Origin of the sequence: Lysinibacillus sp. NPDC098008 (assembly GCF_044760715.1) — a bacterium.
Taxonomy (GTDB): domain Bacteria; phylum Bacillota; class Bacilli; order Bacillales_A; family Planococcaceae; genus Lysinibacillus.
The window spans coordinates 1-24,594 of the sequence record NZ_JBIWBA010000027.1 but is presented as its reverse complement, the minus strand read 5'-3'; the positions used below and the strand labels follow the sequence as shown (position 1 = coordinate 24,594).

At 34.2% G+C, this 24,594-nt stretch carries 14 protein-coding genes, 3 pseudogenes and 3 riboswitches; of the genes and pseudogenes, 15 read left to right on the top strand and 2 right to left on the bottom strand.

Features of this window, described 5'->3' with window-relative positions:
- Window positions 1-164 precede the first annotated feature (164 nt).
- The 9 genes and pseudogenes from ACIQVU_RS17780 (at window position 165) to ACIQVU_RS17740 (ending at window position 13,243) form a co-directional block, all read left to right on the top strand.
- Window positions 165-1,880 carry a methyl-accepting chemotaxis protein gene (locus ACIQVU_RS17780; protein WP_402896551.1) on the top strand — a complete coding sequence of 572 codons (1,716 nt, stop codon included), beginning with the start codon at window positions 165-167 and terminating at the stop codon, window positions 1,878-1,880.
- A gap of 130 nt (window positions 1,881-2,010) precedes the next feature.
- Window positions 2,011-2,589, top strand: coding sequence for a DNA-binding protein (locus tag ACIQVU_RS17775; protein ID WP_402896549.1), 579 nt, complete (start codon window positions 2,011-2,013; stop codon window positions 2,587-2,589).
- Window positions 2,590-4,759: 2,170 nt separating this feature from the next.
- Window positions 4,760-6,700: an EAL domain-containing protein gene (locus ACIQVU_RS17770; RefSeq protein ID WP_402896547.1), complete on the top strand. Its 1,941-nt coding sequence runs from the start codon at window positions 4,760-4,762 to the stop codon at window positions 6,698-6,700.
- A gap of 111 nt (window positions 6,701-6,811) precedes the next feature.
- Entirely contained in the window at window positions 6,812-6,982 is a 171-nt protein-coding gene (locus ACIQVU_RS17765) for a hypothetical protein (RefSeq protein ID WP_402896545.1), read from the top strand.
- A 15-nt stretch (window positions 6,983-6,997) separates the two neighbouring features.
- Window positions 6,998-7,081: riboswitch (cyclic di-GMP riboswitch) on the top strand.
- Window positions 7,082-7,096: 15 nt separating this feature from the next.
- Entirely contained in the window at window positions 7,097-9,868 is a 2,772-nt protein-coding gene (locus tag ACIQVU_RS17760) for a PAS domain S-box protein (protein ID WP_402896544.1), read from the top strand.
- Between the two features lie 12 nt (window positions 9,869-9,880).
- Window positions 9,881-9,966, top strand: a riboswitch (cyclic di-GMP riboswitch).
- A 308-nt stretch (window positions 9,967-10,274) separates the two neighbouring features.
- Window positions 10,275-10,373: pseudogene (locus ACIQVU_RS17755) on the top strand (HAMP domain-containing protein); the annotation flags it as partial.
- Window positions 10,374-10,385: 12 nt separating this feature from the next.
- Window positions 10,386-11,069 (top strand): methyl-accepting chemotaxis protein, encoded by a 684-nt coding sequence (locus ACIQVU_RS17750; protein WP_402896542.1) that lies wholly within the window; start codon window positions 10,386-10,388, stop codon window positions 11,067-11,069.
- Window positions 11,070-11,591: 522 nt separating this feature from the next.
- Window positions 11,592-12,884 (top strand): methyl-accepting chemotaxis protein, encoded by a 1,293-nt coding sequence (locus tag ACIQVU_RS17745; RefSeq protein ID WP_402896540.1) that lies wholly within the window; start codon window positions 11,592-11,594, stop codon window positions 12,882-12,884.
- 113 nt (window positions 12,885-12,997) lie between these two features.
- Window positions 12,998-13,243, top strand: a complete 246-nt coding sequence (locus tag ACIQVU_RS17740; protein WP_402896538.1) for an STAS domain-containing protein — start codon at window positions 12,998-13,000, stop codon at window positions 13,241-13,243.
- Window positions 13,244-13,286: 43 nt separating this feature from the next.
- Here the strand turns inward: ACIQVU_RS17740 and ACIQVU_RS17735 are convergent.
- Both ACIQVU_RS17735 and ACIQVU_RS17730 read right to left on the bottom strand, forming a co-directional pair.
- Window positions 13,287-13,774, bottom strand: a pseudogene (locus ACIQVU_RS17735) (HD-GYP domain-containing protein).
- A gap of 330 nt (window positions 13,775-14,104) precedes the next feature.
- Window positions 14,105-14,463 (bottom strand): annotated as a pseudogene (locus tag ACIQVU_RS17730) (response regulator).
- A gap of 71 nt (window positions 14,464-14,534) precedes the next feature.
- Window positions 14,535-14,621: riboswitch (cyclic di-GMP riboswitch) on the bottom strand.
- A gap of 700 nt (window positions 14,622-15,321) precedes the next feature.
- On the opposite strand from ACIQVU_RS17730, the gene ACIQVU_RS17725 reads away from it, so the two are divergent.
- The 6 genes from ACIQVU_RS17725 to pglX all read left to right on the top strand — a co-directional run bounded on the left by ACIQVU_RS17725 (window position 15,322) and on the right by pglX (window position 24,521).
- Entirely contained in the window at window positions 15,322-17,295 is a 1,974-nt protein-coding gene (locus ACIQVU_RS17725) for a DEAD/DEAH box helicase (RefSeq protein ID WP_402896536.1), read from the top strand.
- Between the two features lie 383 nt (window positions 17,296-17,678).
- A complete protein-coding gene (locus ACIQVU_RS17720) occupies window positions 17,679-17,933 on the top strand; it encodes a TIGR04540 family protein (RefSeq protein ID WP_402896534.1) in 255 nt (84 codons plus the stop codon).
- Between the two features lie 13 nt (window positions 17,934-17,946).
- Entirely contained in the window at window positions 17,947-18,543 is a 597-nt protein-coding gene (locus ACIQVU_RS17715; protein ID WP_402896532.1) for a DUF1819 family protein, read from the top strand.
- A 4-nt stretch (window positions 18,544-18,547) separates the two neighbouring features.
- Window positions 18,548-19,114 carry a DUF1788 domain-containing protein gene (locus ACIQVU_RS17710; protein ID WP_402896530.1) on the top strand — a complete coding sequence of 189 codons (567 nt, stop codon included), beginning with the start codon at window positions 18,548-18,550 and terminating at the stop codon, window positions 19,112-19,114.
- Between the two features lie 14 nt (window positions 19,115-19,128).
- The gene (brxC, locus tag ACIQVU_RS17705) at window positions 19,129-22,710 is read left to right on the top strand and encodes a BREX system P-loop protein BrxC (RefSeq protein ID WP_402896528.1); all 3,582 of its coding nucleotides are present in this window, start codon (window positions 19,129-19,131) and stop codon (window positions 22,708-22,710) included.
- An 11-nt stretch (window positions 22,711-22,721) separates the two neighbouring features.
- Window positions 22,722-24,521, top strand: a complete 1,800-nt coding sequence (gene pglX, locus ACIQVU_RS17700) for a BREX-1 system adenine-specific DNA-methyltransferase PglX (RefSeq protein ID WP_402896526.1) — start codon at window positions 22,722-22,724, stop codon at window positions 24,519-24,521.
- Window positions 24,522-24,594: the final 73 nt, after the last annotated feature.

The following is a 24,594-nucleotide window of genomic DNA, read 5'->3' as shown; positions in this document are numbered from 1 at the left end:
ATATTTCTTAAAGTCAAGAAGGCAGGGTTAATTGTCTAATTAAACCCGAAGTAGAAGGTCGGCTTCTCTCGTAGGAAACGTAAGTTGTGTCTGAAATTTAAAAAAAGTCTTTTGATAAAAACAAACTATTATTTAAGTAAGAATCCCAAAAGGAGGTAGTTAGTTTGAAAGGTCTGCAAAATTTAAAAATCTCGCATAAACTGATTGGAGGGTTTATTGCTACATCATTAGTAGTTGGAATTGTCGGTGGAGTTGGTGTTTATAGCATGAATATGTTTAATGAAAACTCCAAACAAATTTCAGATAAAATCTTACCAGAGGTTCAAGCCATGACAGGAATTCGTTATACCTTCGTGGAAAATAAAGCCAATATTCATGAATTATTAAATGAAAAAAATAAATATCAAATAAATGAAATTATCAACAACATTAGTGAAACTTCGAAATTAACTGATGAATATATTAAACAATATGAGTCTACGAGAATAACAGGAGAAGATAAAGCATTATTTGAAGACTTTAAATCGAGCATACAAGAATATAGACAAGCCCGAAATGCAGTTGTGGATGCAGTTAAACAAGGAGATTATGAGGAAGCCTACAAAATAGAAGAATCAGAATATAATGTAAAAAGAGATAGTATTATAAATGGATTAAACAAAGAAATTGAAGAAGTTAATAAAATCAGTCAGGAAATTAATACACAAAATAAAGACACATACGATACCTCTAAAAACATAATGCTCTTTGTTATGGTGATTGGATTTCTTGGTTCACTTGCATTAGGAATCGTTTTATCTCAACATTTAATCAAACGTATTGGAAGGATAAAAGAATTAGCAGAACAATTAGGAGAAGGAGACGTTACGCATACCGTTTCCGATGATGGAAAAGATGAACTTGGACAAATGGCACAATCTCTTAATAAAGCAGTTGAAAATATTCATGAATTGGTTTCGGAATTGGTTACAGGAACACAAGATATATCCTCTACAACAGAAGAATTATCAGCGACAATGGAAGAGATTTCAGCAAATATGGAAAGTGTAAAAGAAACTACGAGTCAAACAAGTGCAGGAATTGAGGAATTAACAGCTTCTACTGAAGAGATTTCCACTTCGACAGAAGAAATTGACCATTCGGTTTCTGATTTATCAGTAAGAGTAGTAGAAACTGAACAAAAGGCACAAGAAATTATGGAACGTGCCAACGGAGTAAAAGTAAGGGCAATTGATTCTTCTAAAAAGGCAAATGAAATTTATGATGAAAAGCAAGTCCGAATCCAACAAGCGATTGAACAGGCAAAAGTCGTATCTGAAATTGGTTTGTTAGCTGATACAATAGGAGAAATTGCGAATCAAACGAATTTGTTAGCTTTAAATGCGAGTATTGAGGCTGCTCGTGCTGGTGAGGCTGGTCATGGTTTCGCAGTCGTAGCCGATGAAGTACGCAATTTAGCAGAGCAATCAAATGCCTCTGTAGCTGATATAAGAAGAGTAATTATGGATGTAAAGAGAGCTTTTGAAGATATGACTAACCTTTCGATAGAGGTTATGGAGTTTATTAATAATCAAGTAAAACCTGATTATAAACAATTAGTTGAAATTGGAGAACAATATCAAAAAGATTCTGAATATGTACAAGATATGTCAAATAAAATTGCAAATTCTTCAAGGGCGATTACGGATTCGATTTCGGAAGTAAGTGCTTCGATTCAAAATCTTTCCGCTGTAGCGGAAGAAAATAATGCGGGTGCAGAAACGGTACTAAGCAGTATTTCAATGGCAACCGATGCGGTAACGGAAGTTGCAATAGCAGTTCAGGAACAAGCGAAATTGGCAGAAAAGCTCTCTAATATGGCTCGAAAATTCAGAGTGTAAGAATGTAAAAATCAAAATCGGGTTTTAGTCCAGAATTTATAAAACACCAATAAATTGGGGAATTCAAAATTATTTAATTTTAATATAACTTAGACAACAATAAGAGGCAAAAGAATAGAAAGTGTAAAATATGGCTAAAATTTGGAATTCAGAAGAAGTCAACTATTTATATGAGAATGTAGGAGAGGTTAATTTAAATACAATTGCTAAAAATTTGAACAGACCTGTTCAGGGAGTTCAACTTAAAATGAAACGATTAAAAATAGGGGATACGAAAGAACAACTCGGTTTGTTCACAATGGGTTCATTAGCCCAAGTTTTAAACGTAGACGGAACAACTGTTAAACATTGGGTAACGAATTGTGGTTTACCTGTTACTAAGAAACGAACGTGTAAAACCAGAATGTTTTATTTTATAGACCCTAATCAATTTTGGATTTGGGCGTTTGACCATCAAGACCGTATTGACTTTTCTAAAATGGAAGTTAATGCGATTCCACCTGAGCCAGAATGGGTAGATGCATTACGATATCAAAAAAGAAAAATAAGAGGAAATCATTATCGCTCATGGACAACCAACGAGGAAAAAATGCTTTTAGAACTTAGAAGTCAAGGTCAGACCTATAAGTCTATCGGTGAAATTCTTGAAAGAACTCCGATTAGCATCGAAAGAAAATATAAAAGATTGATTAAAAATGAACGCGTATAAACGTGAATCTTAATGTAGTACTATTTTTATGATTCTTACAAAAAAACAGGGAAAAAAAGGAGCGGATTAGGGAACAACCGATTTACCTACAGAAATTGGGGAAATGGAGAAATGGGGAAAAAGCAGGAATGGCAAGGGTTTAGGAGAAGGGGGGATGGAATGTTTATTTTTGACGACTACAAGTTGTTGTCTTCCCCAAATTAAGTTCTCTCTCGTAATTCAAGTTCGTACCTGCGGTAATTAAGTTGGTATCTGAATGGGGAGAAAACGGGAGCAAACATTATATATAAAACCTATAAAAGAATTGGGAGTCGTACCGTTGGTTCGTTTTCTCGGTTCTTTTTTGCTTGATCAAACGATTGATTAAAGCGAGAAAAAGCCTGTCAGTAAAGGGATTTGAAGCTGATTGAACCAGAGAGAAGAGCGGGAAGAAAAGCCTGAAAAAGAGCAAGAATAATCATTCCTTTACCCTTCATCCTTACCACTAATATGGAAGAACTTAATTACAGAATAGGGGTAAGGAATTAGGGCGTTAGGGCTTGGAAATTGGTGAAAATGGGGCGAATTGGGAAGAACTTTATTACAGAGAATAGAGGTAAGGGAGTAGGGAGAAATGGGTTGGAAGCCTTGGGGGAGAAGGGTTTGAGTGGGATTGGGAGTTGAGGAAGGGCGGGGAAGAACTAAATTACGTTGAGTCAAAGTAGAAGAAAGGAAAATAGGTTTTAGAAATAAAAGCAGAATTAAATTTCAATTATATAAGCGAAAAAGTTTACATAGCCTTGCGAGATTGGATTAGATTGGTTATATTGAGGATAAGTATGATATTGCGAACTGTGATGGTTCGATACGGCAATAAGTAGATCTATGTGAGGAATCGCCCCGCTTACCAGGCTTCGGGATGGTTCTATTTTTTTGCCTAATGTTTATTGAAGTTAAGATTGTAACTATAATAGATAAAAGGCAGTAGGAAAAATTGAGTCTTACTTCTTGTCAATTGATTAATAAAGAAAGAATTTAATTTGAACAAATGTCTTCACCCAAAAAACTCGGTTATCTACAAAAAAGGTAGGATCAAGGTCGAAGGAAAGCCAGGAAAAAATTCTCGTAACCGTAGGTCTTTTTTATTTGGAATTGATTTGGAATTAGTTTATACTATTTAGGTAGATAGTCTGATATTAGATATGATTCTTTTGTATTATAAAAAGGCGGTGTAATATGATTAGATTTTTGGAATGTGATTCGTATATTGGGTTTGATCATACTACATCTGGGATTTGCATTTTAGATGTGAGTGGTCAAGTTATATCAGCTAATAGGTGTTTGAGGAATTTTTTGGTTTAAGAAGTATGAGGTTCTGGGTAAGAGAGAAAATTTTCTACCACATGTACCTATGGAGTTAAGATTTCAAGCGAATAGATACTTAAAGCAATCTTTAACTGAATATAAATCAGTTCAATTTAGAACGGTTAGAAAGGGAAAAAATAACATCGAAATGTATGTGGATGTAAAAATTTCTCCATTTACTGGATATAGAGAAATGACAAATGGTTTGCTTTGTGAGTATCGTTTTAACTCAGTATATGTTCCTGAAAGTAAATTAAGCTATTGTTACTCTTCTTAATTATCAATAAAATCTAATGTGTTGTCTCCCCCAACTATCTTCTTTCACGAAGTTTGAATTGGAAATTAATGTGATAAAAGTGTTTCGATGTACGGTATTATTCCTTTTTCACCGTTTAGACTGAATAAGGTCACCAAAGGATAATACATGTTTAATCTGGTGCAAATTAAGGAAGATTATTCGTCTTATTGTTGTTTATTACCTGTAAGCTTTAATAATAATAATTCTAAAATAATAAATAGCTTATTTGTTTCGTGTCATGAGTTGAACTGGTTTTTGAACCTAATTTTGCTCGTGTTTTTTATAGAGAAGAAGTTAGGTGCAGTGGTTGCTGGTGGCAAATTTTAAAGTTGATATAAATAGTACATCTTAAAACGTGTTTAGGACATTTGGAGAAAAATGTATTGAATTTTTATTTTCTTTAATTAAAATTAATCAGTTGACTTGAATTAAAAATAATAATCTATGAAATTCGACATTAAAAATAGTAAAACAAGAAAGTAGAAAAACAATGAATCTAATTAGAATAGCAATAAAAAAGATTAATTGATGGGGGTGGTTGCAATAAACACATCAAGTATGGAATTGAGTCTAAAAAAAGCTATGGAAAAAAATGAATTTGTTCTTTATTTTCAGCCCCAACTTAATCTGGAGACAGGAAAAATCATTGGAACAGAAGCACTAATACGTTGGAAACATCCAGATAAGGGGCTTGTACCTCCTTATGAATTTATTCCTTTTGCAGAAGAGTCAGGTTTAATTCTTCCAATTGGAGAATGGGTATTACGTACCGCTTGTAAACAAAACAAAGAATGGCAAGAAGCGGGTTTTTCGCCCATGAAAGTATCGGTTAACCTGTCTGCTCGTCAATTTTATCAATCGAACTTGGTTGAAGTGGTTCAGCAGATTTTAGAAGAGACGGGTCTTGAACCAGAATTTCTTGAGTTGGAAATTACGGAGAGCATGTTAATGGATGTTCACAACGCTCTTACTATTTTGGAGGATTTGAAAAAGCTTGGTATCCAACTTAGTTTGGATGATTTTGGAACGGGATATAGTTCTTTATATTATTTAAAAGAGCTTCCAATAGATATTATCAAAATTGACCAATCCTTTGTTCGCAATTGTACAGTGGATACAAAGGATGCCACGATTGTCAAAACGATTATTGCTATGGCTCATCAATTAAAATTGGAAGTCATAGCAGAAGGAATTGAATCGAAAGACCATTTGATTTTTCTACAGGAAAATCTTTGTAATACAGGACAAGGGTATTTGTTTAGTAAACCGTTACCTGTAGAGGAATTTGAGCAACAGTTTTTTGAAATAGGAGAAGTGATTCAAAGGGAAGGGATTCCACAAGAAACAAGTAGACAAAAATGGTTGGAAGAAGAATTGGAAAATTCTCGTCAAGAACTGAGAGATACTGTTAGAAATCAACAAGGGATGATTTTTAAGTTTGTTGAGAAAAATGGAAAATTCATTCATACCTTATGTGATGGCGAGTTATTATATCGACTGGGTCTTTCCTCAGAACATATAGTTGGGAAGGAGTTATTTGATTTTCTTCCCAAAACAGATGCTGAACAAAAATTAACTTATTATCGAAGAGCTTGGGAAGGTGAAGAAAACGTTACGTATGAAAGATATGATAATGGTATTTGGTATCTTGCCTCTCTTCGCCCAGTCCGCAGAGGAGGACAAGTTGTAGAGGTTATTGGTTCTTGCGTAAATATAACAAAACGAAAAGAAAGTGAAGAACGTTATCAAAAAGTCGTAGAATATTCTCCTAAAGGGATTTTAATTCATCGAGATGGAATCATTCTTTATGCCAACCCTACAGCTTTGGAAATTGCAAAAGAGGATGATTTAATAGGAAAATCCATCTTCTCGTATGTGCATCCCGATTACTATGACATTACACATCAGATGATTTCTCAACTCAATCAAGGGATAGAATGTCCGTTAACCGAAATAAAAATAATACGAAAAGATGGAAAAGTTATAGACATCGAGGTTGTGTCTGTACCTATTCCTTATGATGGTAGTCCTGCGATAATGGTCGTGTATAGCGATATAACAGAGCGGAAGCAGACAGAACAGGCTTTAGCCGATAGTAGAGAGCGTTATAAACAATTGATGAATTTCTCACCTGAACCGATGGTGGTACACCAAAATGGAATGATCCAATATATGAATGATGCGGGTGTGAAGATTCTTGGCTTTAACGACCACAATGAAGTGATTGGAAAATCTTTTTTAGACTTTTTCCATCCCGATTCTCGAAAAAAAGCGGTGGAACGGATACAAATAATCGAACAGGGGGATGAAAGTCACACTCATTTTATGGAATATAAAATGATTCGGCAAGATGGCACAATCTTCTATATCGAAGGAACAGGAGTTAGTATACAGTATAATGGAAAGTTAGCTATCCAAGCCATTTTTCGGGATGTTACTACAAGAAAAGAGGCAGAAAGAGCCTTTTGACAGTATAAGTAAAAATATTGGTTTATCGCCTAAAATATCCAGTGATTAATTGGGATATTAGATACATATTCATATTTTAGTACAAAAGAATAGGGAACAGATTAGGGTCTAATGATAGATCAAAAAACTGATAAAGAAAATAATGGTATGTTTCAAATCAAAAGTAAAATAAATGAAGTCACAATAGTTGAAGTTATTTTGCCTCTTCAGCATAAAAAAGAACGAACCAAATCTTATGTGAAAAATGGAAAGTTTATTCCAAAAGTAATAGTTGATAAATAAAATCATTCAGGAACAAACCGATAAAGGCAAATCTGTACGAAAGTCAGAGACGCAAAGCCACAGGTCTAAGGTGAATGCTATGACGGCTGGGTTGCCGAAGGAGGAAATGGAAAGATGAGTTTACGATTAAAAGAAATGTCCATAGAAAGCTATAAATCTATCATTGAATATAATCCTGATGCTATCTTTATCTTATCGGTAGATGGCATGATTATGGAAGTAAATCAAATAACAAGCAAAATTCTTGGATTTTCAAAAGAAGAACTTCAAGAAAAACATTATGAAGAAATTTTAGTACCAGAATACAAGGAATTTACTTATCAACAATATCAAGCGGTTTTAAAAGGAAAATCACCAGAGTATGAAACACAATTGTTCCATAAAAATGGGGATAAGATTTATTTACAAGTAAAAAATATTCCTTTATGGGATAACGGGGAAGTTGTCGGGATTTTTGGAATCGGTAAAGATGTAACCGAACTTCATAATACAAGAGCTACCTTAAATGAAATGGAAAAACGCATGAAAGCCTTGTTTTATTCCACAATGGATGCTATTGATTTCTTAGACTTGGATGGAAATGTTTTGGATGTGAATCCTGCTTTTGAAAAGCTGTATGGTTGGAAAAGAGAAGAGATCATTGGTAAAAAGCTACCGATTATTCCTGAATACCGAAATCATCAACAAGAGGAGCTACTTGAAAAGGCAAAACTTCGCAAACAAATAACAACAATGGAAACCACTTGCATAAAAAAGGATGGGTCACCTGTTGAAATCAGTTTAACATTTTCTCCTCTTTTAGATAAGAGGGGTAACCTTTTAGGAACTGCAGGGATTACAAGAGATATTTCGGAGCGTAAACAATTAGAGAAATTATTAAGAGAAAGTGAAGAGCGATATCGTAAGGTAGTAGAGCTTTCTCCAAAAGGAATCGTGATTCATCGTGATGGTACGATTGTGTATGCGAACCCATCTGCTTTAAAGATGCTAAAAGAAGATAATGCTATCGGAAAAACTATTGATACCTATCTCCATCCTGATTTTAAAGAAGTTTCAAAGAAAAGACTATCAATGGCTAAATCGGGAGAAGAATTGCCATTTGTTGAAATGAAAATGAACTGCTCTGATGGAGATACCATATATGCAGAGATTACTTCAGTACCATTTAATTATGATGGAAATCCTGCTATCTTAACCATGCTTCGTGATGTAACCGAAAGAAAAAATACAGAACAGAAGTTGGAAGAAAGTAAAAAAAGATACGAGAGATTGGTTCATTATTCTCCTGAACCAATTGTTGTACACCAAAAAGGAATTATTCAATATATCAATCAAGCTGGTGTTCAGTTATTTGGGGGTACGCATTTTAGCGAAATCGTTGGAAAATCCATATTAAACTTTATATCTCCTGAAGTTCGAGAGATCGCAACGGAACGGATTGAATACATGCAACAAGCAGAGGGGAATACTCTTGAAATGATGGAGCATAAAATGATTCGTTTGGATGGCACTCCGTTTTATATCGAGTATACAGGAGTAGGGATTTTGTATGAGGGGGAAATAGCTGTACAATTGTTGTTTCGTGATATTACAGCCAGAAAACAGGCCGAAGAAGCCCTTCTCAAAAGTGAACACCAATATCGTTTAATCGCAGATAATATGACGGACTTGGTTGCTGTATTGGACACGAAAGGGGAAGTCAAGTATGCCTCACCTTCTCATGGACTTGTATTAGGTCTTTCTGTTGAAGCATATGAAGGTAGTTTAGCTCATGATATCGTTCACCCTGAAGATGTAGATAAATTTGCCCGATTTTTTGAAGAAATGATGGCTACGAAAGAAAGCGTAACTGTAGAATTTCGTGTGCAAAATCAAAAGAAAGAATGGTTATGGTTCGAAGCGACAGGAAGCCCTGTTTATGACGAAAATGGAAATCTCCTTCACTTTTTGAAAGTGGCAAGAGATATAACAGAAAGAAGGCAGGGAGAAGAAGATCTTCGTCAAAGTGAAGAACTATATCGGTTAATTGCAGAAAACATGACCGATCTTGTATGCGTGATAGATGAAGATGTTAATGTTAAATATGCGTCTCCTTCGCATATAACAGTGTTGGGATATCCTTCTAATGATTATGAAGGAAAGTGTGCTTTAGATTGGGTTTATGAAGCTGATGCAGAGGGTGTTAAGAATCAGTTAGAATCTATTTTAGAGAGCAGAGAAAGTGGCAATATTGAATATCGTTTTAAACATATAAATGGAAATTGGATTTGGTTTGAAGCAAACATTACACCAATATTTACTGAAGATGGACAATTTGAACACTTTCTATCTGTATCCAGGGAAATTACAGAACGAATAATGTATGAGGAAAAACTAACATATTTAGCCTTTCATGATACGCTAACAGGACTTCCTAACCGAAGACTTTTTAAAGAAAGATTAGAGCAATCCTTAAGTGAAGCAGAGCGTTATGAACGGAAAATGGCAGTAATATTTATGGATTTAGACAAATTCAAACTGATTAATGATACATTAGGTCATGATGTAGGGGATGAACTCCTTCAACAATTTTCCAAAAGAGTACAGAAATGTCTTCGTGATAGTGATACTTTATCGAGACAGGGTGGCGATGAATTTACCATTCTTCTCCCTGAAATCCAAGATGAGAAAGACGCCATAAGTATTGCTAAACGTATCCTTGACTCTCTCCAGCAACCTTGGGAAATTGGAGAACAAGTTTTTTATACAACATCCAGTATTGGAATTTCTCTTTATCCTAAGGATGGGGTAACAAAACATGAACTGATGAAACATGCAGATGAAGCACTATATCAGGCAAAAGAGGATGGAAGGAACAATTTTAAAACATATTCAAGTTTAACATAAGTTAAATTGAAACCAAGATAAAGGCAAACCTGTACGAAAGGCAGGGAGTCAAAGTCAACAAGTCTAAGACAAATAACTATGATGGCTGGATTACCGAAAGGAAGAAATAAATGGAAAAACAAAATATGAATGTTGGAAAGAATGATATCTTTTCAAACGTCTCACAATTGCTAAGTATTCCGAAAGTGAAGAGGGAATTGGATTAAAAATGGTAGGGGCAATTATTTTGAGCTTACTCATTAGCTCCCCTATTTCAGCGTATATTAACGCTTTTATCAAAAATTACTTTACAGGATCATTTGGAGTTTATATCAATACCTTTGTCTCACTGATTGTAACAACTATACTAATTCTACTTTTTGTTCGGTATATTATTATTCGCCCTTTGAATATGGTTGAATAAGCTATACGAAAAGCATCTGAAGGTAATTTAGTTGTTTCAATTCTTTATAAATCAAAAGATGAAATTGGTAGATTATCCAATACATTTAATCATATGATTAGTAATCTCCGAGAATTGATTGATAAGTCTCATCAAACGGCATCACAAGTAACAAGCTACTCAGATCAACTAACTACAATTGCAAGTGAAAATAGTAAAGCGATTGAACAAATTTCATTTTCAATACAAGAAATTTCTTCGGGAGCAGAAGGGCAAACACAAAACACAACGGTATTAGTACGTTCAGCAAACGGAATTTCAGAGGGGATGAAACAATCGGCTTCTTCCATTCAAGTTGTTGCCAATACATCTAATTCTACGAGCAAAAAAGCTGAAACTGGTTATAAACTGGTTAGCAGTACAATGAACCAGATGAATGAAATTCAAAAGGCTGTTGGATCAATTGCTGAAGTAGTTCAATCGCTTGAAAATAAATCTGAAAAAATTGTAGAGATTGTAGAAATCATTACTCAAATTGCAAAACAAACAAACTTGTTAGCTCTGAATGCTTCGATAGAGGCCGCAAGAGCAGGTGAACATGGCAAAGGCTTTGCCATAGTTGCAGATGAAGTAAGAAAATTAGCAGAACAATCAACAAGTGCTGGAGAAAATATACGAGGAATCATTGATGATATTCAGCAAGAAACGAATAGAGCTGTATTATCAATGGATCAAGGAAAAGAATTTGTGGAGAACGATATAATAATTGTAAGGAAAATAGGTGAAAACTTACTTCACTTAATTAGACTACAATATTAAGATTAACCGTGTAAAGAATATATATTCCAAACTATATAAAGACACTAAAGATGAAAAGTATAAAAAACATATAACAAAAGTAAGCGGGATGATTCAACCATTTATTAATTTTATTAAGCATAATCCTTTGTATCTCCTAAGAGATATAATTATTTAGATTCTAATTTACGAAAAAGGCTAAATACAAAATCTTTTGTCCTAATTCTTGACAAATGTTTATCATGAAGATTCTAATTTTACCCTTTATTTTAAAGTCTTAATTTAGTAGAATCTAACTGTGACTTTTTAACATAGTGATATTTGTCGATAAATATCGAAGTTTACAGGTTGATTTAAAAAATATGACCTGTCTCATTTGTATCACCGTTTGGAACTTTCTTTTAATTTTTTTAGGTCATATTCTTTGCTGAAGAAAAGTGAAGTTATAAAAATGCTAATTTAATAATAATTCAACCTAATAGTAACTCAGAGATAAATATATGGGGAAGTCTGACAATTAAATTGAATATTTAGGAGGAGAGGATGAATAGTAATAAAAGTAAGATAAGTAAAATTCGATTTGGTCTTCAAGTTAAACTCACAATAATGATTGTGGTTTTAATGTTTTTTATTATTTCTCTTAGAGCAACAGCTTTGGGGATTTCTGATAAATACCTTGACAATATTCTTATGCTAAACATTATATCTGCATTGGTAAGCATTCTGTTAGGGGCCGTTGGGGCATATATTATTATTCGCTTTTTCATTAAAAAACCATTATCTAAATTAACTGAATTAGCCCATCATCTGTCAGAAAATGATTTTACAAAGCGAATTAATTTAAAATCAGGAGATGAATTTGAACAATTAAGTCAAGTTTTCAATGGAATGGCTGATAAGATACAGGGATTAATTAAAGAGATTCAACAATCAAGTAATGATTTAAAGAGTCAGACGAATGGGGTTAAAAGGGCTTCAAAGGAGACACAAGAAGCGTCTGAACAAATTGCAACCAGTGTGGAGGAGATATCAAGTGGTAATGAGCAAATTGAAAGCGATATAAACATTATTGTTGATACTGCAAAAGATATATCTTCATCCAGTCAACAAGTTGTGATCAGTGTTCAAAGGGTTGACGAAAATGCATCAAAAGTAAATACATTGGTTAAGACAGGGAAAAATGCAGTTGTTAATTCCATTGAAAAATCGAAAGCAGTAAAAATAAAAATGAATGAAACCGTATCAAATGTAAACAGTTTAAATAAACATTCCGATGAAATCGGCAAAATAATAGATGTTATAAGCGATATTGCTGAGCAAACAAATTTATTAGCTTTAAATGCGGCTATAGAGGCCGCAAGAGCGGGAGAGTCAGGTAAAGGTTTTGCAGTTGTTGCAGATGAGGTGAGAAAACTTGCTTCTCAATCCAGTAACTCAACGTCAACGATACAAAATTTAATTGATACAGTTCAAGGTGGTATAAAGCAAATTGTTGAAGATATGAAAGTAAGTGAAGTTGAAATCAATGGTTTGATAAATTCTATAAATGATGTGGAGAAGAATATAAATGACATTAATCAATCTACATTCGGAATAAAACAACAGATAGAGCATATTAGTTCTGAAATGCAAGAATTATCTTCAATGAATCAGCAGATTGTAGAAGCTACAACGAATACTGCAGGGGTTATAGAGGAATCAAAAGCTGGTTCAGAGGAAGTAGCATCATCTGCTCAACAGCAAAGTGCTACAATGCAAGAATTATCTGCTATGTGTGACTCATTACAATCATTAGCCAATCAATTAGATGGTCTGATTCATAAGTTTAAAGTTTAGTCACACCTTTGAAACAGCAAAGGACATTCCACCTTGAAAGCTATTAGGGGAATAATAAACAGGACAATTAATTAAAGGAGTGATTTGTTATCAACGGTGAAAAGATAGTTGAAATGCCTAAAATACTTTCAAATAATCTTAATGTGATAAAAGACGAAGTCAAAGAGAGTATAGTCCAGCAATCGTCTTACTTTTCTAAATTAGATATTGATTTTAGTAAGGTTGAATCGGTTGATCTACAAGGACTTGTTGCTTTAAATGAGATTATTAAGCTACTACAATATAGAAAGTTGGATTATAAGTTTTGGCATGCCTCAGATGAAATAAAGGAAGTCTTAGACATAGTAGGTTTAATGTAATCGAATAAAAAATAAAAAACTTGGTAATATGGGGGGCAAAATTCTATTTTACCTCATAGACCCTTCGTTTAGAAGTCATGGCATCAAATGTGTCAGCAATTGCTACTATACGAGCAAATAATGGTATTTGATTCCATTTCAACCCAGAAGGATAACCTTTCCCATCAAAACGTTCGTGGTGATAAAGTACAATTTCTATTCCAGTTTTATGAAAACCTTTAACGTGTTTTATCATTTCATACCCGATTTGTGGGTGTTTTTTATTAACTCAAATTCATCATTCGTTAATTTCTCAGGTTTAGTTAATACGTTTTCGGGAATACCAATCTTTCCGATATCGTGTAGTAAACCTCCAATGCGAATCACATTGCATGATTCCTTAGATAATTTCATTTTTTCAGCAATTGCTACAGCATACTTTGCAATATTTTCGGAATGATTCAATGTATATGTATCTCTGGAATCTAAAGCATTCGCCAGAGCTTTTGTTAACTCTATATTATCTTCTTTGACTTTTTGAGCATTCTTCATTAATCCAACCGATATGAAGGTTATGACAAGATATGTGAGTAAACAAATAATAAAACTCATGGCATCATCTGATGGTTCAGGTATTAGGAAGAATCTATATGTAACGACTAACGTAGTAAAAAAGATTAAAAACCAAAGGGATTTGTTGTAAAAACCGTAAAAAAATGACAGTAAAAATATAAAGTATAAAATAATTGCTCTCATTTTGAAGAAAAAACTATTTAAAAGGACACTTAAAATCAATAGGATAAAGAAACCGAAGCGAAAGTAGGTATGATTGTTCAACCAATTATTGAGCATTTTTCTATTCAGTCTCCTGACTAATCCTTTTTAATAATGAATGTAAACTATGGAAATTCGGCTTTCGATGATATCTTTCATTCCAATTTGTATTACTTCTTGAACTATTGATTGTTGTCCCCCTGTTGCTGTACACATAATAACTTTTGCTTTAGGGTCGAATTTTATTATCTCTTTTAAGGCATCAACACCATCCAATAAAGGCATAGTAATATCCATTATTACGATATCAGGTGAATAGAGTAATAGAGTTTGTACATTTCGATTGCTTGTACACCGTTTTCTGCCTCTATTATATTATCAACGTTTGCTTTTAATAGAATGTTCTTCAAATGAGTCCTCATAAAGAGAGAATCATCCACAATTAGAATGTCTTTCAATAGAAACATTTCCTTTCAATAAATTTAAGGCAATTTAGGAAAGTTAAATCTAAGATGTATGAAAAATATACAGGAATATTCCTGGCAACCAGGCTACCATGACGAAAATACGTTTTAGGCCCTTGGCTTTGCGTCTTTTACTTTCATAAAATTTGCCCTTGCCAATTTTACCACAACTAATGATGTCGATAAATTCCGAAATTTGTAAATAAATAATTGTTATGTAATAAAACAATTCTTACATTTCTATGATTACTTATACATGGTTGAGTAAATAGTGCAATGCCTTTATTATAATGAGAGTAGGATACTCTCATTATCCTTACCTTTTTCAAATAGCTGAGCTTTAGAGGTACGGCAATAAGTAGATCCATGTTAGAACCACTCCGTTTTCCAGGCTACGGGGTGGTTATTTTTTATATGATTTAATCAATAGAGTTGCAACCATAACGCTAATGGATTTTTTTTGGATATTTTTTTAAAAAATCTATTGACTAAATGAAACAAGTCATTATATTATGACTACAGATAATTTTTTATATATTTTTTGATATTTAAAGCTAATTTTACTTAGATTTTCAATTCAATACGTTTAACTTTCATGTTTCCAAGGGGTAAGTATGTCCTTTTTTTGGAAAAGAGGTTAGGTGTTGTATTGATGTCTAAGTAAGATTAGCTTTTTTTGTTCCTTGAAAACTCCATACCTGTCTTATTTATTCTTCGTTCCTCTTACATAGTTGAAGTCTGTCGATGAAGAACGGACTTCAACAAGATGTTAAAGGAGTGATTTCCCATGAGAAATTGTGTTAGTTGAACCCTAAGAGAATTGCTGTATTTTCCAATCTGATAAAAAGGAGAAGATGACAAATGAAAACTTTAGTAAAAAGAAAACACTCAGGGATAATCAATGTAAAGAGCGAAAATGATCAAACTGAACTATATTTGCACCAACTGGAAGCTATGAATGCAATGGATAATAAAATACTCGCAACAGATAAATTTGCAGGATTAGTTGTTTTGCCAACAGGTGGGGGCAAGACAACGACAGCAGTTCGATGGGCATTGGAGAGATTTATAAACTATGGAAAGAAGGTATTATGGATTGCTCATCGTCATGCTTTATTAGAACAAGCCCTATCGGATTTTAAGTCAAATGCATATTCAAACATAGTAAATAATAGAGCAGGATTTAGATATAGAATTGTCTCAGGACAACATGACAGACCTGCCAACATTAAAAAAGATGATGATATTTTAGTTGCGAGTAAAGACAGCCTGTATAGAGGTATTCACCATTTAGTGAACAATTGGCTGAAATATAATGATGATGTATTACTTGTGATAGATGAGGCACATCATGCTACGGCAAAAACTTATAGGGAAATTATAGAGATTGTGAATAAAAAAACAAGAAGGTCAAAGATATTGGGACTGACTGCCACCCCGTTTCGAACTGCAGAAAAGGAAAGAGGCTTACTAAAAAAAGTTTTTGTGGATGATATCATCTACGAAGTCAGTCTGAGAACACTTATTTCAAGAGGTATTTTAGCAAGACCTATATTCGAAAAAATACAAACACACATTCCAATAGGTAAACTAAATGGCGAAGATTTGAAAAGCATTGAGATCTTTAACAGTATTCCTCCAAAAATTTCCTCTCACATTGCAACAAACAAAATTAGAAACAACAGAATAGTTGAATCTTATGTGAAAAATAAAGAGGAATATGGAAAGTTGCTTGTGTTTGCTATCAATAAAACTCATGCAATAACTCTGAATACATTGTTTAGGGAAAAAGGAATTTTGTCCGATTATGTAATATCGGAAGGTTCCGATATGCAAACAGAAGTAGATTTGTCTCCAAGGGCAATTAAAGAAAAGATTAGAAGATTTAAAAATGGTGAATTAGAAGTGTTAATTAATGTAAATATCTGTACTGAGGGAACAGATATACCAGCAGTACAAACTGTATTTTTAACAAGAGAGACTACTTCGAACATTTTAATGACTCAAATGATTGGAAGGGCTTTGAGAGGACCAAGAGCTGGTGGGACAGAAAAAGCATACATCGTTAGCTTTGTTGATGACTGGCAAGACAAAATTGCTTGGGTTAATCCTTCTCAACTTTACAGGGGAGGGGGTGATTTTGAAGAACAAGAGAGTTCTACACCAGCAAAGATTTCGAGGTATGTATCAATAAAGAGCATTGAGGAATTTGTAAAAGTTGCAGATAGTTTAATAAAGACAGAAGAATTGGCAAAATTAGAGTTTGGTAAGTCAATTCCAGTCGGCATTTATTCGTTCTCATTAAAGAAGAAATTAGAAGAGGGTGAAGAGAATGAAGAAAATTGTGAAATATTAGTTTATGATAGCACTCAACAGGCGTATAACAAATTTATAGAAAATTTACCAATTATCTATTCAGACGACGAATTAAGAGAAAAAGGATATTTGAATGCTGATAGAATGATTGGTTTAGCACGATATGTTGCTTGTGAGTTCTTTTCAAATATTGAACTAATTCCTGGCGATTTAACGTCAGATATTATAGATATTCTTAGTTATTATCGAACAACAGGTCAAAAGCCAGTCTTTTTAAAATTCAATGATAGGGAAAAATACGATATATCCAAAGTCGCCCGTCATATTTATGTAAATGAATTAGGGGGGAAGAGAAAGAAAGATTATATTGATGAAGTATGGGAGAGTGAAGAAACGTTCTTTAAAATCTACTTTAATGGAAACAAATTATATTTCAGAAAATGTATTGATATGGAATTGTTAAAATTAGAAGAGCCAGAGATGTTTGATAATAAACAGAAACTTTCGATGCCTGCATAAATTTGAAGGTAAATAGGGTTGTCCTTTTTGGAGGATGACCTCTATTTTTTTATACTATTCCATAACTTCCGCAAAAATTTCGTTATCAAAATCCTCTTCCTATCTATGATATATAGATCATTACGATCATAAAACAGGATTTCCATTTTGGAAAACGTAAAAAAGGAGAGGATTGTTTTGAGTAAGGAGCAACAACAAATGAAAGATGATTTTGGGAAAATGTTAAAAAGGTTGAGGGTAGAAGCACGCCTCTTTTTTATTTTCAATAAAGTTATCAGATAGAATTGAAACCGATAACAAACAAAGTTAGAATAAGAATTGAGTAAGAAAAAAATAATAAATTAGTTAGAATTGAATAACAATTTTGTCAATGGGGTGAGCTTTTGGAGCTAAAGCGTTTTTATCGAACTCAAAGGGAATTAGCTGTTGCATTAAACCAATTAATCGATAGTTATTGGGCAGATCAGTTGAAGGAAGACGAGCTGGATGCGTATGTTAAAAAATTATATGAAAATAATAACGACAAACTACTTAAAAATAATGAATATACAAAAGTCGTCATACAGCAATGTGGTAAACGACGATTAGCGATTGTTAGTAAAATTTTGGATATTTCAAGGGAAAACAGTATTGTCTGAAAGTGAGGAATGTATGACAATGGAATTAGAGTATTCTTCTGTCTTAACAGGTGCTGGATTTATGCTTTACGAGGTGAAACAAATCGCAAAATTAAAAGAGCAAGGTTTTTCGGATAAGGAGATTCGGCAGAAAGTTTTAGAGGAGAATATTTTTCAATACGACAAATTATCAAGCGTGAAAAGAGCAATGCCTTATATTTTAAAGCGCGTAGATTTGTTAGATGATACGTTGCGCCAGCTTCTTATCGAAGAGTCATTTGAAGTCGGGAAAGTTATTAACTTATACGCCATTATGAAGTTTGATCGTTTGTTTTTTGAGTTTATGCAAGAAGTCATTCAAGAGAAGCTTTCGAATAATAACTACTATTTAGATAAAGTAGATGTGAATTCATTTTTTGAGCAAAAAATGGAGCAAAGTGAATTTATGAGTTCCTGGTCGGAAACAACTGTTGCAAAGCTTAAGCAAGTGTTTAAAAAAATCTTGCTACAAGTAGGTATGCTAAAAGATTTAAAGTCAGGCGAATTAAATCGCATGCTGATTGATGATCGAATTAATGAGCACCTCCACCTAATAGGCGATAAAAATTATTTAAGAGCGATGGGGGAGTGAGAATATGGCAACTTTAAATGAACGATTAAGCTTAATTAGCAAACGTATTAAAGAGGATAAATTTATCGAAGGTCGAGGCTTAGGTAATGAAATTAGCTTCTACATTTTCGACTATGATCCAAAAGATGAATTAATCGTACGTGACCATGTAGCAAATCTTCATAAAGAATTTAAGGGCGGACTGTACGATCGAAGAATGATTGAATTTGATTTGTATAAAATGCTCATTGAAATTACGAAAGAGAAACGAATTTTTGATCGCATTCCAGAAATGGAAGCAAGACAGGGTAAAGATGCGCTCTTTAAAGCAATGACAACCTTTGCAAAGCCTGATATGTTTTTAGCAAAAATTAAAGAGCAAATCGGTGACCACAATGTTGTGTTATTAACAGGCGTTGGGAAAGTATACCCATTCGTCCGTTCACATAACATTTTAAACAATTTACAAGAAGTGTTAGATAAAACGCCTGTCATAATGTTTTTCCCAGGTGAATACGATGGCCAATCATTACAGCTATTCAGCAAATTTAAGGACGATAATTATTACCGTGCGTTTCGTTTAGTCGACTAATTGGAGGGATACAAATGCAGTTAAAGCAAATGTTTTTAAAAGATATTGAACGCGATATTCGTGGCGTTATTAAAGTCGGACAAAAAAATGAAGAAGATATTTATCAAGAGTTAGATGAGTACGTTGTAACCAAAGAATTACATGGTCACTTCTCAAAGTTTTATGAAAACTATTTAAAAGGTATTCATGGTAATACAGATAAAATGGGCGTATGGATTTCAGGCTTCTTCGGTTCGGGTAAATCGCACTTTTTAAAAATTCTGGCTTACCTTTTAGAAAATAGTCCAGTGCAAGGGAAAAAGCCTGTCGATTTCTTTAGCGACAAAATTAAAGATTCACTTGTTTATGCCAATATGGAGCGTACTGCTGATGTTGAAACAGAAGTTATTTTATTCAATATCGATTCGAAAAGCGCTTTAGATAATAAGTCAAAAGAAGATGCCATTTTGCGTGTGTTCATGAAGGTGTTTTATGAGCACAGAGGCTATTACGGGGACATCCCAGGTGTAGCAGAGATGGAGAAGTATTTAGACGAACAGGGCGTATACGATACATTCAAGGCAGAATTTGAAGCACTTGCAGGCGAGTCATGGGAAGAGCGTCGTAACAGCTTCTACTTCGACCGTGATTATGTGATCGGTGCTTTAGTGAAAGCAAATAATATGACAGAGGAATCAGCTGGCAACTGGTTTGACAACGGTGTCAACAACTTTGAAATTAGCATTGAAAAGTTTGCGAAGGACGTCAAATCGTACATTGATTCTAAGGGCTCTAACTTTCATTTAGTATTCCTTGTAGACGAGATTGGGCAATACATTGGTGACAACCGCAATTTGATGCTTAACTTACAAACGCTTACAGAAGATTTGGGGACGTATGCACAAGGTAAAGTGTGGATTATGGTTACTTCTCAGGAAAGCATCGATTCAATTATTAAAGTAAAAGGGGACGACTTCTCACGTATTCAAGGACGTTTTGATACGCGTCTGTCGTTATCATCGATTTCAGTAGACGAGGTTATTAAAAAGCGTATTTTAGAAAAACAACCGCATATTCACGATCGCTTACGTGCGGATTTCCCGAATAAAAGTGCTGTTTTGAAAAACTTAATTAGTTTTAAAGAAAGTACAGCCGACCTACGTGGCTATGCAGATGATGTGGAATTTGCGGAAGTGTATCCGTTTGTACCATATCAATTCAAATTATTACAAAATGTATTTGAGCAAGTGCGTAAACATGGTTCATCTGGTAAGCATTTATCAGAAGGTGAGCGCTCAATGCTGTCAGCGTTCAAGGAAGCAGGCTTGCAGTTCAAAGATGCTGAGGAAGGGGCTTTAATTCCGTTCTATGCCTTTTACGACACGATTAAAGAGTTTTTAAATCCAACAATTACGCGTGTAATTGAAGGGGCAAAAGTAAACCCAGCGCTTGCTGACGATGACTTTAATACAGACCTTTTAAAAGTCCTGTTCATGATTAAGTACATTAAAGAGCTTCCAGCAAACATTGATAATATTGCAACGTTAATGGTGACACATATCGATGAAGATAAGCTGGAGCTAAAAGAAAAAATTCAACGTGCATTAAGAAAGCTAATCGGTCAAACGTTAATCGGACAAAACGGCGATCACTTCATTTTCTTAACGGATGACGAACAAGATATTAACCGAGAAATCAAGCAAATTACGATTGATGAAGAAGTAGTGAAGCGTGAATTAGCACAATATATTTTCCAAGATTTATATGAGGAAAAGCGTTTTGCATATTCGAAGCAATATACATTTGCATACAACCAAATGATGGATGAAAAAGCTTATGGCTCACAATCTGCATCGATTGGGCTACAAGTATTATCTCCGCTGTCAGATCACTATCAAAAGAGTGATCAGGAGCTTATGATGATGTCTTCGCGTCAGGATGAATTGATCGTCAAACTGGGTGGCAATGAGGCGTATGTCGAGGAAATTGAGGAAGCGCTTCGCATTGAAGAATACCGTAAGAAAAAGAACATTACACAACTCGCCGAAAACATTCAAAATATTTTAAACAATAAACAGGCAGAAGTGCGCGAAAGAAGACGTCGTGTACGTGAACTGTTAGAGGATGCCATTAAAGACGGGGCATTTTATGTGAACGGTGAAAAGTTAGATGTGAAAGGTTCTTCGGTAAAAGAAAAAATTAACACAGCCTTTAAGCATTTAGTAGATAACACGTATACAAAATTGGCGTATGTCAAAGAGTTTATCGAGCAGGAACGTGAACTCATTTCGATTCTTTCAGCAGACGAGCAACAAGTGACATTTGATGAACAAATGAATGGCAGTCCAAATGCGTTAGCGAAAAGCGAAGTAATGGAATATATCAACTTCCAAGAAGAGTTACAAAAGCAAGTACGCGTGAAATTAATTTATGACCGCTTTACAGATAAACCTTTCGGATGGAAACAGTTAGATATTGCAGGGTTAATTGCTCAGCTATTAAAAGAGCAAAAAATTCGCATTCGCTACAATTCGGAGTATTTAGAGCCAGGGCAAGATACGAATAAGTTAGTGACGGTGTTCGGCAAAACAGCGGAAGCGGATAAAGGCATCATTACAAAGCGTGTTAAAGTAGATGAAGCATTATTGCGAAGAGCGAAGAGTATTTGTCGAGAAATTTTCCCGCCAATGGATTTACCAGATGATGAAGATGGCTTAATCCATGCAATTCGTAACGCGATCCGTGACCAAGTTGCAGAAATCAATCAGTATAAAGCGAACTATGCAACGAAAGTAAAATATCCAGGGCTTAGCTTATTAGACAAAGGCTTAGAATATTTCGGGCAGTTTACACAGCAATTGGATAATGTTTCGTTCCTAACGAAATTAAAAAATATGGAAGACGATTTAGCGGATTGGAAAGACGATGTCAGCCTTGTGAAAAGCTTCTTCAGTACGAATCAAAAAGATTTATTTGAACAAGGCGTAAATGCACTTGCCAAATATGAAGAAAATAAACCTTATTTAGCAAGCACTGAAGTAGAGGAAGCGATGAATGCACTTCGTGACATTGTACAAGATCCAATCCCTTACAAAAAAATTAAAGATATTTCAACTTATGTACATGTATTGAACAATGAAATGGTCGCTATATTAGCTGATAAAAAAGCATTAGCACAACAGAAATTAAAAGCAGACTACGATGAATGCACGCTTCACGCAAAGCAGTACGGTGTATCACAGGGAACGAAGCAACGAATTGAAGGCTACTATGATGGTTTACATGCAAACCTTGCTCAATTTGAGGACATTTTTAAAGTAGATGCTACGATTTCACAAAGCGCGAACTTTAAAGAGCAGACGTTAAAATCGATTCACCGAGAAATTGAGGAATGGAAGCGCCAAAAGGCATTAGACCAGGTGGTTGCAGGCGATACTGGTGTAGAGCCACCAACTGTCACTGAAGATGAAATCCAAAAAGAAGTAGTCGATGTGAAGCGTTTAGTAGCGATTAAAACATTAGCTACAGAAGAAGACGTGGATGCGTACATTAATACGTTATCATCTAAGTTAAAAGCAATTATTAAGCAAAATAAGCAAATTGAGTTCGAAGATTAGGAGTGAGTGAAGTGAATAAAAGCGCACTAAAAAAGTTCGCAATAGAAGCACGTAAAGAGCTGTTAGAACGTGTTGAGCTTCAAGCGAGAAAAATTGGGATAACTGCTGACTCCAATCAGAAAGCAACAGTTGAAAGTTCGGATGCCGTCTTTATCGACGGCAAACAGCTTTCAGATGTTGAAAGACGCCAGCGTAATAAGTTAATCAAACGAATTGAAGAAATCGGCTTTGACCGTGTGATGGAGGAAACAGCATATACATGGTTTAACCGTTTCATCGCACTACGCTTTATGGAAGTAAATGATTACTTACCAACGAAAGTACGTGTTTTATCATCATATAATGTGGACAGTGCAGAGCCAGATATGATGAAAGAAGCACTATCGCTTGATTTAGAATTAGACAAAGAACTTGTTTATGAACTGAAAATGGCGAATAAGACGGATGAACTGTTTAAGTATTTAATTAAAGTGCATTGTAACGATTTAAACCGCTATATGCCGTTTATGTTTGAAACAATTGAAGATTACAAAGAAATCCTATTCCCAGAAGGGTTACTTGGAACAGACTCATTTGTACGTCAAATGACAAATCCTAATGTGATTGCTGAAAGTGATTGGGAAAGTGTTGAGATTATTGGATGGTTGTATCAGTATTATATTTCTGAAGAAAAAGACGAAGTATTTGCTAACTTGAAAAAGAATATTAAAATTTCCAAAGAAAAGCTTCCAGCGGCCACACAATTGTTTACTCCAAATTGGATTGTGCGTTATATGGTTGAAAATTCATTAGGGCGAATTTGGATGGAAAGTTACCCAGAGAGTTCACTAAAAGAACAATGGAAATATTATTTAGATGAAGCTGAACAAGAAGAAGCAGTGAAAAAACAACTTGAAGAAATTCGCTATAATAATGTAAATCCAGAAGAAATTACATTCCTTGATCCTTGTTGTGGAAGTGGACATATCCTTGTATATGCATTTGATGTATTTTACGAGATGTATCTTGAAAAAGGATATGTGGAAAATGAAATCCCACATTTAATTTTAAGCAAAAATTTATTTGGTTTAGATGTAGATGACCGTGCAGTGCAATTAGCCTCGTTTGCATTGATGATGAAGGCAAGAGGAAAATCTCGCAGAGTATTTAGAAATGCTATAAAGCCGAATATTTATGTGATACAAGAAAGCAATTGGTTAACTGAGGAAATGATTCGAGCTATTGCTAATAATGATGATTCAGATAGTATTTTAAGAGCTATCAAAGATACTTTCATGAACGCTAAAGAATACGGTTCTCTAATAGATATTGAATTTATTGATTTGGATATTTTAGAACATGCACTTGAAAAGTATAAGTTTGAAGAGGTAAACCTTTTCGAATTCGCAGATAAAGAAGTTGTAGTAGAAAGATTACCAATGATAATAAATCAATTGAAATTATTAACTCAAAAATATGATGTTGTATGCACAAATCCACCGTATATGGGGAGAAATGGAATGAATGCGAATATAGTAAAGTTTCTTGATGGTAAATTTCCTGATTCAAAAAGCGATTTATTCGCCACCTTCATTGAAAGAGGATTTGAATTATTAAAAACATCTGGTTTTAATAGCATTGTTACAATGCAATCTTGGATGTTTTTACCAAGTTACGAGAGATTAAGAAAGAAAATTATAGATAAAAAAACAATTACAGCTTTATTGCATATGGATAATATGGTAATGGGAATAGCTTTTGGAACATCTGCTACAGTTTTTAGGAATGCTCAAATTAATAGATATAAGGGCACTAGCGTCGCATTAAAATAATCCAACGCGTTTAATTAAACTGAAATTTCTGTCATCTATTCCAAGCATAAAAAAATCCTTTATACTGGTTGGT

Coding starts and splice junctions, on each gene's coding strand:
- ACIQVU_RS17775 (WP_402896549.1), top strand. CDS start 2,011: ATGGCTAAAATTTGGAATTCAGAAGAAGTCAACTATTTATATGAGAAT.
- ACIQVU_RS17770 (WP_402896547.1), top strand. CDS start 4,760: ATGGGGGTGGTTGCAATAAACACATCAAGTATGGAATTGAGTCTAAAA.
- ACIQVU_RS17765 (WP_402896545.1), top strand. CDS start 6,812: ATGATAGATCAAAAAACTGATAAAGAAAATAATGGTATGTTTCAAATC.
- ACIQVU_RS17760 (WP_402896544.1), top strand. CDS start 7,097: ATGAGTTTACGATTAAAAGAAATGTCCATAGAAAGCTATAAATCTATC.
- ACIQVU_RS17745 (WP_402896540.1), top strand. CDS start 11,592: ATGAATAGTAATAAAAGTAAGATAAGTAAAATTCGATTTGGTCTTCAA.
- ACIQVU_RS17740 (WP_402896538.1), top strand. CDS start 12,998: ATGCCTAAAATACTTTCAAATAATCTTAATGTGATAAAAGACGAAGTC.
- ACIQVU_RS17725 (WP_402896536.1), top strand. CDS start 15,322: ATGAAAACTTTAGTAAAAAGAAAACACTCAGGGATAATCAATGTAAAG.
- ACIQVU_RS17715 (WP_402896532.1), top strand. CDS start 17,947: ATGACAATGGAATTAGAGTATTCTTCTGTCTTAACAGGTGCTGGATTT.
- ACIQVU_RS17710 (WP_402896530.1), top strand. CDS start 18,548: ATGGCAACTTTAAATGAACGATTAAGCTTAATTAGCAAACGTATTAAA.
- brxC (WP_402896528.1), top strand. CDS start 19,129: ATGCAGTTAAAGCAAATGTTTTTAAAAGATATTGAACGCGATATTCGT.